The 12,775-nt window shown below is 34.1% G+C and carries 12 protein-coding genes; 4 read left to right on the top strand and 8 right to left on the bottom strand.

The window, feature by feature from the left end; translation table 11 throughout:
• Window positions 1-287 precede the first annotated feature (287 nt).
• Genes ACKX2A_RS11610 through ACKX2A_RS11595 form a run of 4 tightly spaced genes read right to left on the bottom strand, consistent with a single transcriptional unit; the run spans window position 288 to window position 2,914 of the window.
• A complete protein-coding gene (locus tag ACKX2A_RS11610; RefSeq protein WP_415324770.1) occupies window positions 288-1,691 on the bottom strand; it encodes a radical SAM protein in 1,404 nt (467 codons plus the stop codon).
• A 13-nt stretch (window positions 1,692-1,704) separates the two neighbouring features.
• Window positions 1,705-1,911, bottom strand: coding sequence for a hypothetical protein (locus ACKX2A_RS11605; protein ID WP_415324768.1), 207 nt, complete (start codon window positions 1,909-1,911; stop codon window positions 1,705-1,707).
• 11 nt (window positions 1,912-1,922) lie between these two features.
• Window positions 1,923-2,156 carry a hypothetical protein gene (locus ACKX2A_RS11600; protein ID WP_415324766.1) on the bottom strand — a complete coding sequence of 78 codons (234 nt, stop codon included), beginning with the start codon at window positions 2,154-2,156 and terminating at the stop codon, window positions 1,923-1,925.
• Window positions 2,157-2,167: 11 nt separating this feature from the next.
• On the bottom strand, window positions 2,168-2,914 hold the full coding sequence (locus ACKX2A_RS11595) for a prolipoprotein diacylglyceryl transferase (RefSeq protein ID WP_415324764.1): 747 nt from the start codon (window positions 2,912-2,914) through the stop codon (window positions 2,168-2,170).
• 267 nt (window positions 2,915-3,181) lie between these two features.
• On the opposite strand from ACKX2A_RS11595, the gene ACKX2A_RS11590 reads away from it, so the two are divergent.
• Together ACKX2A_RS11590 and ACKX2A_RS11585 are read left to right on the top strand one after the other, a co-directional pair.
• Window positions 3,182-4,222, top strand: coding sequence for a GMP reductase (locus tag ACKX2A_RS11590; protein ID WP_415324762.1), 1,041 nt, complete (start codon window positions 3,182-3,184; stop codon window positions 4,220-4,222).
• A gap of 3 nt (window positions 4,223-4,225) precedes the next feature.
• Window positions 4,226-4,963, top strand: a complete 738-nt coding sequence (locus ACKX2A_RS11585) for a DUF1835 domain-containing protein (RefSeq protein WP_415324761.1) — start codon at window positions 4,226-4,228, stop codon at window positions 4,961-4,963.
• Window positions 4,964-5,016: 53 nt separating this feature from the next.
• Here the strand turns inward: ACKX2A_RS11585 and fabG are convergent, their stop codons facing one another.
• The 4 genes from fabG to ACKX2A_RS11565 all read right to left on the bottom strand — a co-directional run bounded on the left by fabG (window position 5,017) and on the right by ACKX2A_RS11565 (window position 9,624).
• Window positions 5,017-5,763: a 3-oxoacyl-[acyl-carrier-protein] reductase gene (fabG, locus tag ACKX2A_RS11580; protein ID WP_415324759.1), complete on the bottom strand. Its 747-nt coding sequence runs from the start codon at window positions 5,761-5,763 to the stop codon at window positions 5,017-5,019.
• 187 nt (window positions 5,764-5,950) lie between these two features.
• Window positions 5,951-7,396, bottom strand: a complete 1,446-nt coding sequence (locus ACKX2A_RS11575) for a WG repeat-containing protein (protein ID WP_415324757.1) — start codon at window positions 7,394-7,396, stop codon at window positions 5,951-5,953.
• An 18-nt stretch (window positions 7,397-7,414) separates the two neighbouring features.
• Window positions 7,415-8,089: a 16S rRNA (cytidine(1402)-2'-O)-methyltransferase gene (gene rsmI, locus ACKX2A_RS11570; protein ID WP_415324756.1), complete on the bottom strand. Its 675-nt coding sequence runs from the start codon at window positions 8,087-8,089 to the stop codon at window positions 7,415-7,417.
• A gap of 8 nt (window positions 8,090-8,097) precedes the next feature.
• Window positions 8,098-9,624, bottom strand: a complete 1,527-nt coding sequence (locus ACKX2A_RS11565; RefSeq protein WP_415324754.1) for a hypothetical protein — start codon at window positions 9,622-9,624, stop codon at window positions 8,098-8,100.
• Between the two features lie 59 nt (window positions 9,625-9,683).
• On the opposite strand from ACKX2A_RS11565, the gene ACKX2A_RS11560 reads away from it, so the two are divergent.
• Window positions 9,684-10,274 carry a thymidine kinase gene (locus tag ACKX2A_RS11560; RefSeq protein WP_415324752.1) on the top strand — a complete coding sequence of 197 codons (591 nt, stop codon included), beginning with the start codon at window positions 9,684-9,686 and terminating at the stop codon, window positions 10,272-10,274.
• Between the two features lie 51 nt (window positions 10,275-10,325).
• Window positions 10,326-12,773 carry a bifunctional UDP-N-acetylmuramoyl-tripeptide:D-alanyl-D-alanine ligase/alanine racemase gene (locus ACKX2A_RS11555; RefSeq protein WP_415324751.1) on the top strand — a complete coding sequence of 816 codons (2,448 nt, stop codon included), beginning with the start codon at window positions 10,326-10,328 and terminating at the stop codon, window positions 12,771-12,773.
• Window positions 12,774-12,775: the final 2 nt, after the last annotated feature.

Below are 12,775 nucleotides of genomic sequence, written 5' to 3'. Positions count from 1 at the left end.
ATATTGGCGTAAATTTTTTACGCCTTATTTTTTCTTTCTCACGCAGATTTTGCAGATAATGCAGACTTTTTGAAACATTAATGACGACATAGGAAAATGGAGCGTTAAGAAAATTAATTCTGTGAACGTTAAAAAAATTCTACTGTTTGAGCGCGAGACAAAATTCGAATCGAAGAACAAATCTTGAATTCGCGCGAGTTTTAGAATTTTTAGAGAACAGAATTAATTTTTAGCGGAAGTTTCCAAGTCTTGAACTTTTGTTTCTTTTGTTTCAAGACAAAAGAAATCTAGAATAAAACCTTATCCTCTTTTCTCAGCTCTTCCAAATATTTACTCTTGTCATCACGATAAAAAAGATTCATCGTCTCAAAAGGAATCAATTTTAAATCTTTATTGACAATATGAACGCAGGATTTTTTCACAGCACGAACGTCAAAATCATGGGCATCCATAAAATTCATAATAATAATTCTGAAAAGATTATCATAATCCAAATTGGGTGCGGAAACCTCAGGAAGACAACACAATAACTGGTTTACTTTAGGCTGAACTTTATCTACGGAAATTCCCGTACTAAAGATATCTAAAAGCTGCATTTTCAATCCTGTATCCTGTTCGTAAACAATTGTATTTCTGGTTTCATTGTTCAGCAAATCAGCAGGATTGATATATCGTGTCAAAGGAATCGTTTCACCTTCTAATTTTAAAATATATCCCATCGCCAAAGCATCTGGATTACAAGGAACCGGAATAATATCATCCGAATTCAGCAGTGGAAATTGGTTTAAAATTTCCTGCCTTACTTCCGTTAAAGTTATTTTTTCATGCGCAGAATCATCCCGGTTTCTACCTGCAATTTCAACAGGTTGGAAAGTAATTCCACGAACGCATTTCTGTTTCAAAGCAAAATCTATAATCTTACCAATTTCATCAATATTTTTATCTTTTTGAAGGACGATTACAAGAGTTGTTGAAAGATTTAAAGCATTTAATTTTTCCAAGGCTTTCATTCGAACATCCGTAAGATCTTTTCCTCTAAAATCATGTAAAACTTCTGGTTTAAAAGAATCAAACTGCAGATAAATCTCAAATTCAGGAGCATACGTCGCTAATTTTTCTGCAAAACCCGGATCATTGGCAATTCTTACACCATTGGTATTCAGCATCAGATGTTTGATCGGTTTTGATTTTGCAATATCCATTATTTTAAAAAACTCAGGGTGAATCGTCGGCTCTCCTCCACTGATCTGAACGACATCTGGTTCCCCCTCATTTTTAACAATAATATCAAACATTGCCTCAATTTCTTCCAGACTTCTGTGGCTTCCGTAATGCGGTGAAGACATGGCGTAACAGGTAGGGCAAGTTAAATTACAACGATCCGTCACTTCCACAATAGAAAGGCAGCTATGTTGTTCATGATCAACACATAAACCACAATCGTAAGGACAGCCATATTCTACATCTGTTCCAAAATGATGTGGCATTTCCGAGGCCTTGTTGTAGTTTCTGATATTCTTGTAATAGTGGACATCGGAAGCAATTTTTGTTTTAAAAAATCCATGATCCGGACATCTTTTTGTCATGAAAACGGCTTCGTCCTCAATAATAATTTTTGCTCCGACTCTTTTAAGACATTCCGGACAAAGACTGATTGTATAATCGTAATACGTATAATTTCTTACTGGCATAATAATTTCTAATTTATAAAGCTCCTCCGCAAATCACTCCGCTAATTATCAAACAGATTAGCATGGAAATAGTGACCGTTTGCCAAAATTGTTTCTTTGAAAATTCTTCATTCCTCCAACGAAAAATAGCTTCCGTAATTTTCCCAACTAAATATGAAATTCCAAAAATAGTTCCTCCGAATATCAAAAGTATTGCTAATATGCTAATTAATAAATCCATTCTTACTGCTTTTACATTCCACCACAAACAACACCGCTGATCAGTCCGCCTACAAGCATGGATATGAGAACCGTCATCCAAAACTGACCGGTTGAAAATTTCTTTTTGTTGCTTAATTCGTAAATAACTTTTGTGATTACTGCCACAACAAGTGATACTACAAAAACTACAACGAAAATTAAGGCAATAATCATTATCGCAAGACCTTCAAGGTTTCCTACTTCCAGCAATGTCAGTAATTTCATGATTTAATATTTTAAAGTGAAGTTACAAATTTTGTTTTTCTCAATTTTAAAAAATAATAAAAAATGACTGCTATACAAACAAGCTGTATGGTTCCTAAATTACCTACAATTTCCATTCTTGGTTTAATAAAATCCAACATCAGCCGAAAACTGAAATAACATATCATAAACACCTGAAAAACAAAACCTGAAGGATATATATTTTTCTTCTGAATCATTTTTAAAATAATCCATAAAATAATTAAGAAAGCAATTTCATACAATGCAACAGGATGTCTCAGATATTGGTCTCCCAAATGCATCCCAAAAACAGAATCGGTCGGGATTCCATACGTTTCTTCATGAATTCCGGTTAAAAAGCAGCCGATTCTCCCGATAATCATTGCCAACATCAAAGGATAAACAATCAAATCTCCAGTACTTTCTCTGTGTCCGACAATTTTTTTTGCCAATTCTACGCCGATCAATCCAAAAGCCAATCCTCCAACGATTGTATTATTTGTCCAAATTCTTTTCAGATCGAAATGTTCAAAAAGCGTATATGGATTTTCTAGGTTTCCAATCAATTTAGAGCCAATTAATGCTCCCGCTGTTGCGCCAATTAATATGGCAGCCGAAGTATTGAAAGACATTTTCTCCTTCGATTTTCTTTTTAAATAAAAATAATAACGCATCCCGATAAAAATTCCTGCCGCTTCAAAAAGCGGATGCGCAAGAATTGTTTTACCAAAAATGTGAAAAGTAACCGGAAAATCCATAGTTTCAAAAATATAACATTTCAAATTATAATGCGAAAGTATTGATATTTTTTGCCCCGAATTCACGAATTTTTTAGCTAAACCTGCAATAAACTATTTTCGATAATCTATTCGTACATTCGTGGCATTTATTTATGAAATCTTTTTTTATAATCATTTGAGTAATCTATAGCATCTCTATTTTCTTTTAAATATTTCTTAAAATCATTTCTTTTAACTTTTCTAACAATCTTTTCACTAAATTTAATTAAAATAGTTTTCCAAATTATGAGAATAGAATATGATATAAAACTGGGTTTTAAGGATGTAATGTTCCGTCCGAAACGTTCAACATTAAAATCCCGTTCAGAAGTTGATTTAGAAAGAGAATTTACCTTTAAGCATACCCAAAAGAAATGGAAAGGAACTCCCATAATTGCAGCCAATATGGATACAGTCGGGACTTTCGAAATGGCGATAGAATTGGCAAAAGATAAAATCATCACAGCGATTCATAAGCATTACACCATTCAAGAATGGAATGAGTTTTTGAATTCCCAACCCGAAAGTATTCATCAATATATTGCTTTAAGCACCGGAACGGGAAAAGCGGATGAAGAAAAAATAAAAACGATCCTCGAATTGCACCCAAAAATCGAGTTTCTCTGCATCGATGTAGCCAATGGTTATTCCGAGCATTTTGTCGAATTTGTGAAGAAAGCAAGAGCCAATTTTCCAGATAAAATTATTATCGCAGGGAATGTGGTAACCGGAGAAATGGTTGAAGAACTCCTTTTGGTAGGCGCAGACATCATCAAGGTTGGAATCGGTCCCGGTTCCGTTTGTACGACACGGGTGAAAACTGGAGTCGGATATCCCCAACTTTCCGCGATTATAGAATGTGCCGATGCAGCGCATGGTTTGGGCGGACATATCATTGCAGACGGTGGCTGTAAAGTTCCGGGAGATGTTGCCAAAGCTTTTGGTGGCGGTGCAGATTTTGTGATGTTGGGAGGAATGTTTGCCGGTCATGACGAAAGCGGCGGCGAAATGGTAGAAGAAGGTGGTAAAAAGTTTAAACTTTTTTACGGAATGAGTTCCAAGACAGCGATGGATAAACACTCAGGAGGTGTCGCAGAATATCGTGCCTCTGAAGGAAAAACAGTGAAAGTTGCTTACAAAGGCTCTGTATCAGATACAGTAAAAGACATTTTAGGAGGTGTCCGTTCCACTTGTACATATGTTGGTGCTTCGAAATTGAAAGAATTGTCAAAAAGAACGACATTTATCAGAGTACAGGAGCAAGAAAATCAGGTTTTTAAAGATTAATAATTGAATCAAATTTTTAACATACTAAATGGCGATTGTCTCGCCGATCAGTTGAAGGAAACAACGATTGGCGGCGCGATGATTGTTTGTAAGGAAGCTTTAGTTATCGGACCTTTATTTGCTGAAAATCTAAATGTTTTCTGGAAAATGAGATCTGAATTTATTGCAAAAGAATATCATGTTGAAGCAAGCGATTATTTTGATAAAACCTTTCCTGAATTTGAAATGATTTTAAATATCCCGGACGAATCGCAAGTCAATCTTTGGTTTGAAGATGATCTATTTTGTCTGGCAAATATGTGGTTTTGTATTTCTTTACTTTCAAAAAATAAGCGTTTAAAATTGTACAGAATTTTTCCAAAAACATCAGAAAAAGATCATTGGAAAGGTTTTTCTGTTTCCACAAATTCCGACTTGGAAGAAGCTTTACAAGCTAGGATTTTATTTAAAGAAAATGATATTGATTTGGCTTTACAACTTTGGAAAGCTTATCAAAGTAAAGATAGAAATCAATTAAAACAACTTTCTAAAAATCAATCAGATTGTTTTCATTTTTTGGATGAAGTTATTGAGGTTTATTTGAACAATCATTTTGAAGTTTTCATTAAAAATTTAGTAGAAAACGGAACAAAAGATTTTAATTTAATCTTTGAAAAGTTTCAGAAGAAATTTGCAATGTTGGGTTTTGGAGATCTTCAGGTGAAATCGATTTATGATAAAATTTTAAAAGAAAAAACATAAAAAAATCCGTCAATGAGACGGATTTTCATTTATAATCTTAGTTTGAATTTTTCTTAAGACATCAACATTCCTCCATCAACATTCAAAGTCTGACCTGTCACGTACGCCGACATATCGCTTCCGAAGAATACACAAGCATTTGCAATATCATTCGGCTGTCCGCCTCTTTTCAATGGAATTCCGTCTCTCCAGCCCTGAACTGTTTTTTCGTCTAGAACAGCCGTCATTTCAGTTTCGATAAATCCTGGAGCCACTACGTTGCAACGGATGTTTCTCGAACCTAATTCAAGTGCTACAGACTTTGTAAATCCAATTACACCTGCTTTAGAAGCCGCATAATTTGCCTGTCCTGCATTTCCTTTTATTCCAACTACAGAACTCATATTGATGATAGATCCCGATTTAGCCTTCATCATCGGTTTAATAACCGCTTTTGTAAGGTTGAATACAGAATCTAAATTTACTTTAATAATTGCGTCCCAATCGTCTTTAGACATTCTCAACAGAAGGTTATCTTTTGTGATTCCCGCGTTGTTTACCAAGATATCGATCTTACCGAATTCAGCGATCACGTCATCTACTAATTTTTGAGCTGCATCGTAATCTGATGCATCAGATTGGTAACCTTTAATGTGAGTTACAGAACTCAAAGTCGCTTCTAATTCCTTCGCTTTGTCTACAGATCCGGCATAGGTGAACGCTACTTTTGCCCCTTGTTGAGCGAAAACTTCAGCGATTCCTTTACCGATTCCTCTTGTAGCTCCCGTGATTAGCGCTACTTTTCCTTCTAATAGTTTCATATTTATGACAATTATTTCTTTTATAAGTTCCTAGCTTTTTGAAAAGTTGGCTAAGATAATATATTTAATTTTGTTAAAATTAAACGGTGCGCAAAGATATTATAAAATGCTATTCAATGCATTTTAAATCACTATTTTAATAAAATTTTATGACTGTTTTTTGTCATGTGCAATGACAAATTAGGGATTAATTTACCTTTTGTTCAGTAAAATTAATATATTCGGAATCTTTCCCTTTTATAAGTTTAATGCCTTTTCTGTCGGTAGTATATTTATCGTAAATCACTTCTGCTAAAGGTTCTCCTTCATGATTGCTTACTCCAAATTTATTTCCTCTTTTAACAACAAACTCATTTTCGCCTAAGAAAGTAAAAATATCATCGTATACAAAAGGAACGATTTCATTTCCCTGCTCATCGAGCATTCCGTAAAGACCTTCGCTGTTGGCTCCGACCAATGCAGGATACATATCAAGAGGTTTAATGGAAATAAAATTCTTCAGTTCTGTATATTTTTTGTCTTTTGGAATAAATTTATAGAAAACATCATTTTTACTGACAATCAGACTGTTTGGAAATATTTTCTCTATTGAATAATCTTCGTCTAAAACAGTTTTTAAATCTTTGTCAACCAGTTTTTCCTGATCCTCTTTTCTTAAATAAAGATATTTTTCACCGTCAATATTCAAGCCTTCTATTCTGTCATATTCTTTTGGAAAGACAACTTCCCCGTTCAATTTAATAACGGCAGCTTTCAGTTCTTTGCTGTCCTGAGAGGTTTTAAACAAACCATTAAAAAGTGGGTTTACATAATGATAATCAAGATCATACACCTTCCCTTCTTTCTTTGAAAATATGCTTACTTTATCTTCTTTTGTAAGATAAATATATTCTCTTCCCACAAAAGCCTGTTCGAAAATTTCGTCTGCTAAAACATTTTCCTTTTCATCAATAATTCCATATTTACTTTTAGAAGTATCAAGCGTCACTAAATAAGGAAACGCATTGATATTGTCTACGTTATGATTAGAAATCGTGCTTAAGGTTTTTCCATTATTATCGATAACTTCCCCAGATTTTTCACCTTTTATAAGATACGTTCTGCCTTTGTAAAAACGCAAATCTTCTGTGAATTCTCTGTCTGAAACCTGTTTTCCATTAAAATCATAAATCAACCAAACTCCATTTTTTTTAACGAAAAATCTACTCTCGCTTCCAAATTCTATTTTATCTGAACCCGAAATAATCTCTTTTCCATTAAAATCATACACACAATCTTTTCCCTGTTTGGAATAGATCATTCTGTTTTTATTTTCCCAAGTCCTGAATTTAAAATTATCTAAAGGGAGCAATTCTTTCCCTTTTTCGTCAATTAAAGCTGTTTTTCCGTTAGAATTTCCTGATTTTACCTTTAAAATAAATCGATTTTTCCAAATCTGAGAAATTTCGCTTTTAGAAGGATAATCAAAAGTAATATTGCCTAAAGAATCTACGATTGCTGTTTTTCCGGTTTTGGCGTAGGTAATCATTCCGTAACCTTTGGAATAGGAACGCACCTCTTTGCCCAGTTTTTTTGATAAAAGTATCTGTTTGTACTGATCCGTCTGTCCAAGGCAAACAGATGAAAACAGCACGAAAATTATTTTTTTCAACTAAATAGAATTATTTACGATGAGCACAATCTCACCTTTTAAAGTTTTGCTTTTTGAGAATTCAATTAATTCATTGATAGTCCCGCGTTTAGTTTCCTCAAATTTCTTTGAAATTTCTCTGCTGAGACTCACTTTTGTTTCTTCACCAAAGAACTCTTTTATCTGTTCCAAAGTTGTATTTATTTTATGCGGACTTTCGTATAAAACGATGGTCTTTCTTTCTTCTGCCAATTGCTTCAGTTTCGTTTGTCTGCCCTTTTTTTGAGGTAAAAATCCGGCAAAAAGAAACTCATTATTCGGCAATCCAGAAACCACCAGTGCCGGAACAAACGCCGTTGCTCCGGGCAAACAAATCATATCGATATTATTGTCTGCACCTGCTTTTCCAAGCAAATAACCCGGATCTGAAATTCCGGGAGTTCCTGCATCGGTAATGATGGCGATATTCTGACCGTTTTTAAGATCCGTAATCACCTTTTCCGTTTGCTGATGCTCATTATGCAGATGATAAGATTTTAAAGGCTTAGAAATCTCGAAATGCTTCAAAAGAATTCCGGAAGTTCTTGTGTCTTCACATAAAATATAATCAACCTCTTTCAAAACATTTACCGCTCTGAAAGTCATGTCTTCCAAGTTCCCGATCGGTGTAGGAACAAAATAAAGGATTCCGCTCAAAATTTAATTTATAAAAATTTGTTCTCCACCAATATCCAAAGTCTCTGAGCGTATTCATCTACTTTACTCCATTTTTTGTTGTAATAAAGGTCGCTCAAATATTCTTTCGCCTCTTCCAAAGTCCTGAAACTATTGAGATGACCAACAACTTCATTCAGCTCAGACTGGCTTCCTCCGAATAAGGTTTTAGTAAAGGCAATCCTGTCGTTCAAGTCTAGTCTAAACTCAGGTTTTGGCTTTTCCGCTTCCATAAAATCGGTTGGAATATTGGTTTTTAAAATACTTCCCGTATCTTCTTTTTTCTCAACGGGAACTGGTTTTTCTGTTGGCATTTCTCTTTCAAGATGATCGTCGTCAAACAATGACTGAACCGCTTTCATCCCTTTGATATTGGCCAGTTTTATCTTTTTCTCCTGATGATATTTCTCTAGATTTTCGAAGCTCTCATCCGAAGGGTGATTTTCTTTCTCGATTTGAGGTTTATTAATCTCAACAATCTTTCTTCTGTCGTTGATTTCAGCTAAAATTGTCTGCTCTTGTTTTTCTTCAATGGTAGCATCATGTTTTATTTCTGCTAGAATATTATCAACATTAGAAGTGTCGGTCGCCATTTCTCCTTGTTCCATCGAAATATTGGAACTTACATACTGTTCTTCCACTTCTTCAACCAAGATTTCTTCTTCATCTTCTAAAATTTCAGTATCAAAAATACTTGGAATTGCTTCTTTTGAATCTTCATTTTTTACTTCAGATTCAAAATTATCCTGAATTTTTTCCTCTTCATCAAAATCATTCAATTCACCTCCGTCGTTATCCGAAACCTGATTTTCAAATTCATCAATTTCATTTAACTGATTATTAAAAATCGCTTCTTCTTCCGTTGTTTCTTCATTAAACATTCCTTCATGAATGTCATCATCATTTTCAGGTTCAGAATCTGCTAAAATTCTTTCTTCATCAACAAAATTCAATGTACTTCCACCGTAATCCGAAGGTTCGTTTTCATCAATTTCATTCAATTGATTATTGAAAATAGCTTCTTCTTCCGTTACATCATTCTGAATTTTCGTTGTTGAATTTTCAATGATTTCCGGTTCTGAATTTTCTTCTGCAAAATTAACTAAAGTTTCGTGAAGTTCACCCTCAACAATCTCATTTAATTGATTATTGAAAATTGCCTCTTCTTCAGTGACTTCGCCGGAGAAAGAATCGGTCTCATTTTCATCGATTTCATTCAATTTATTATTAAAAATCGCTTCCTCTTCTGTCACTTCGTGCGTTAAATCATGAAGTTCCGTTAAAGAAATTACCTGAGAAAAATTTTCTTTATTCTCTGAAACCGACGAAATATTTTCATTTCCGAAATACTCAATGTTTTTTTCGAGCAAACGAAGAAATGAAATCCTGTTAGCAAGCTCGTCTACAAGATCTTGCTTGGACAATAATTCGTCTACATTGCTTATTTTATCCAAAATACCAATGATATTCTTGGATTCAAAAAAAATCTTTTCCTTTAAATCTTGGATGTTCTGCATATAAGAATCTTGTTAAAATTGCTTACTTTTGATGTTGAAATATACGGCTAATTTAACAAATGTTTTTAGAAAATACAATTAATCATTCCAAACAAAGCGGTTGGATGGAAGTTATTTGTGGCTCAATGTTTTCCGGAAAAACCGAAGAGTTGATCCGAAGGCTGAGAAGAGCAGAAATGGCGGGGCAAAATGTGGAAATTTTTAAACCAAAACTGGATACAAGATATTCGGAAGAGGACGTTGTTTCTCACAATCAAAATAAAATCCGAAGCACAGCGGTGGAAAATCCCAGTGAAATTCTTTTACTGGCTTCCAATTGCGATGTTGTTGCCATCGATGAAGCTCAGTTTTTCGATGAAAGTATTGTTGATATCGCCAATCAATTAGCTAACAACGGAGTCCGAGTGGTGATTGCCGGTCTCGATATGGACTTTTTGGGAAGACCTTTCGGACCAATGCCCAATCTGATGGCGACTGCAGAATATGTAACAAAAGTGCACGCCATTTGCAGAAGAACCGGAAATCTTGCTAACTATTCGATGAGAACTTCTTCGGGAAAAGATCTTGTAGAACTCGGAGAGACAGAATCTTATGACGCAGTAAGCCGAAGAGTTTTTGTGGATGAAGTTTTGAATAAAAAAAATAATTAAATTAGCTTAAAAGCCAAAGAAGGCTAAAAAAATAAAGCAGAAAGGGTACCAATGAATTACACAGTAAATCAAATTGCAAATATCACCAATGCAGCTGTTATTGGAGACGATAGTTTAATGATTAAAAACATTGCTTTCGACAGCAGAATTATTTATTCTACCAAAAACACCGCGTTTATTGCAATTAATACTCATAAAAATTCTGGAGAAAAATTCATTGAGGCTGCGATTGATAGAGGTATTAACGTAATTATTTCTGAACATCAATATCCTCATTTTGAAAATATTACATGGATTATTGTTGAAAATTCTGTGGAATTTCTTCAAAAATTAGCAAAATATCATTTCGAAAATTCAAATTTAAAATCGATCGGAATTACGGGAAGTAACGGTAAAACTATTTTAAAAGAATGGTTGTATCAATGTCTTTGGAATGAATTCCCTACTGTAAAAAGTCCGAAAAGTTTCAATTCACAAATTGGACTTCCGCTTTCTTTGCTTCAAATAAACGATTCTCACAAACTGGGAATTTTTGAAGTGGGAATTTCCAGACCGAACGAAATGGATAAACTCTCAACTATTTTCCATCCGCAAATCGGTTTGTTGACTCATATCGGAACTGCTCATCTTGCGAACTTCAAATCGGAGGAAGAATTGATTGATGAAAAAATTAAACTCTTCAAAGATTCTGAAGTTATAATTTTCAATGGTGACAACTTATCAGTTGATAAAAAAATAAGAGAATTATATTCTGATAAAAAATTAATCTCTTACGGTTTCAAAGATTATAACCAGGTTTACTTTAAAAACAATATTTCGAAAAACGAAGATGTTGTTGTACAATATTTCGACGAAAAAATATCTTTTCCCGTTCATCAAAGAGACGAAGCGACGTTAACCAATGCTTTGGCTCTTGTAACGGTCTTAAAGGAGTTAGGAGTCGAAAATAAAAAGATCGTCGAAAAAATCAACGCTCTGAAGGCCGTTGAAATGAGGCTTGAAGCCATCGAAGGAATTAAGAATAATATTGTGATTAACGATTCTTTCAATCTCGACCTTGATTCACTAAAAACAGCTCTTCAATTTTTGAATGAATATAATAAGCCGAAGAAATCTTTGGTCTTGACTGATATTGTCGGCGTGAATTCAAATTCAAAAGAATTGTATGAAGAAGTTTCGGATTTGGTGAACGAACAAAAATTTGATTCTTTATTTTTAATCGGAGATGAAATATCAAAATTTAGTGAATTATTTAAAGCTAAAACTTTTACTTTTATTAATACTCAGGAATTAATTGATAGCAAACATCATACTGAACTCGAAAATCAGATTATTCTGCTAAAAGGAGCAAGGAAATTTGAGATCGAAAGATTAAAAGATATTCTTGAGCTCAGAAAACATGATACGGTTTTAGAAATTAATTTAAATGCGATTCTTCATAACATCAATTATCATAAATCTTTACTGAAACCAACCACAAAAATGATGGCAATGGTGAAAGCAAATTCTTATGGATTAGGAAGTTATGAGATTTCAGAGTTTTTACAGCATCACCATATTGATTATCTTGGAGTTGCTTTTGTTGATGAAGGCGTTGAGCTTCGAAAAAAAGGAATTACCGTTCCTATCGTTGTTATGAATCCAGAACAACACAGTTACGAAACAGTGATTGAATATAATTTAGAACCGGAAATTTACAGTTTCAGGGTTTTAGAACTATTTTATCAGGCTGTTCAAAAATCCGGTTATGATAAAGAATATCCTGTTCATATAAAATTGGAGACGGGAATGCATCGTCTTGGTTTTAAGGAATATGAATTGGATCAACTAAGCCAGACTTTAAATAATTTAAATCTGAAAGTTCAAAGTATTTTCAGCCATCTTTCGTCTTCAGATATGCCGACTGAGAAAGAATTTACTTTAAATCAGTTAAAAACTTTTGAAAAAAATTCAAGCTATTTAATAGAAAAATTGGGCTACACTCCTATCCGACATATTCTGAATTCATCTGGAATTACAGCATACACCGATCATCAATATGACATGGTGCGAATTGGTATCGGAATGTTAGGAGAATCACCAAATAGTGAAATACAGAAACAATTACGATCTGTTGTAAGTTTTAAAACCGTAATTTCACAAATATCTATGGTTGATAACGGAGAATCCGTTGGTTACAGCCGTAGATTCAGAACAGACCACAAAACAAAAATAGCAACGATTCCTGTTGGATATGCAGACGGAATTCCAAGATTGATTGGAAACCAAATCGGAAATGTAGGAATCAATAAAACTCTCGCTCCGATTGTGGGAAGCATTTGTATGGATATGATGATGATCAATGTAGACAATGTTCCAAACGTGAAAGAAGGCGACACCGTGACTGTTTTTAATGCCAAACCAAGCCTAAAAGAATTCGCGGATTACTGCAAAACAATAACCTATGAAGTTCTAACCTCTATTTCACCTCGCGTGAAACGGATTTATGTAAAAGATTAGCC

This window comes from Chryseobacterium sp. MMS23-Vi53 (assembly GCF_047651245.1).
Lineage (GTDB): Bacteria > Bacteroidota > Bacteroidia > Flavobacteriales > Weeksellaceae > Chryseobacterium.
This window is presented reverse-complemented; position numbering and strand designations above follow the sequence as displayed.

Coding starts and splice junctions, on each gene's coding strand:
- fabG (WP_415324759.1), bottom strand. CDS start 5,763: ATGAAACTATTAGAAGGAAAAGTAGCGCTAATCACGGGAGCTACAAGA.
- ACKX2A_RS11560 (WP_415324752.1), top strand. CDS start 9,684: ATGTTTTTAGAAAATACAATTAATCATTCCAAACAAAGCGGTTGGATG.
- ACKX2A_RS11565 (WP_415324754.1), bottom strand. CDS start 9,624: ATGCAGAACATCCAAGATTTAAAGGAAAAGATTTTTTTTGAATCCAAG.
- ACKX2A_RS11605 (WP_415324768.1), bottom strand. CDS start 1,911: ATGGATTTATTAATTAGCATATTAGCAATACTTTTGATATTCGGAGGA.
- ACKX2A_RS11555 (WP_415324751.1), top strand. CDS start 10,326: ATGAATTACACAGTAAATCAAATTGCAAATATCACCAATGCAGCTGTT.
- ACKX2A_RS11610 (WP_415324770.1), bottom strand. CDS start 1,691: ATGCCAGTAAGAAATTATACGTATTACGATTATACAATCAGTCTTTGT.
- ACKX2A_RS11600 (WP_415324766.1), bottom strand. CDS start 2,156: ATGAAATTACTGACATTGCTGGAAGTAGGAAACCTTGAAGGTCTTGCG.
- ACKX2A_RS11590 (WP_415324762.1), top strand. CDS start 3,182: ATGAGAATAGAATATGATATAAAACTGGGTTTTAAGGATGTAATGTTC.
- ACKX2A_RS11595 (WP_415324764.1), bottom strand. CDS start 2,914: ATGGATTTTCCGGTTACTTTTCACATTTTTGGTAAAACAATTCTTGCG.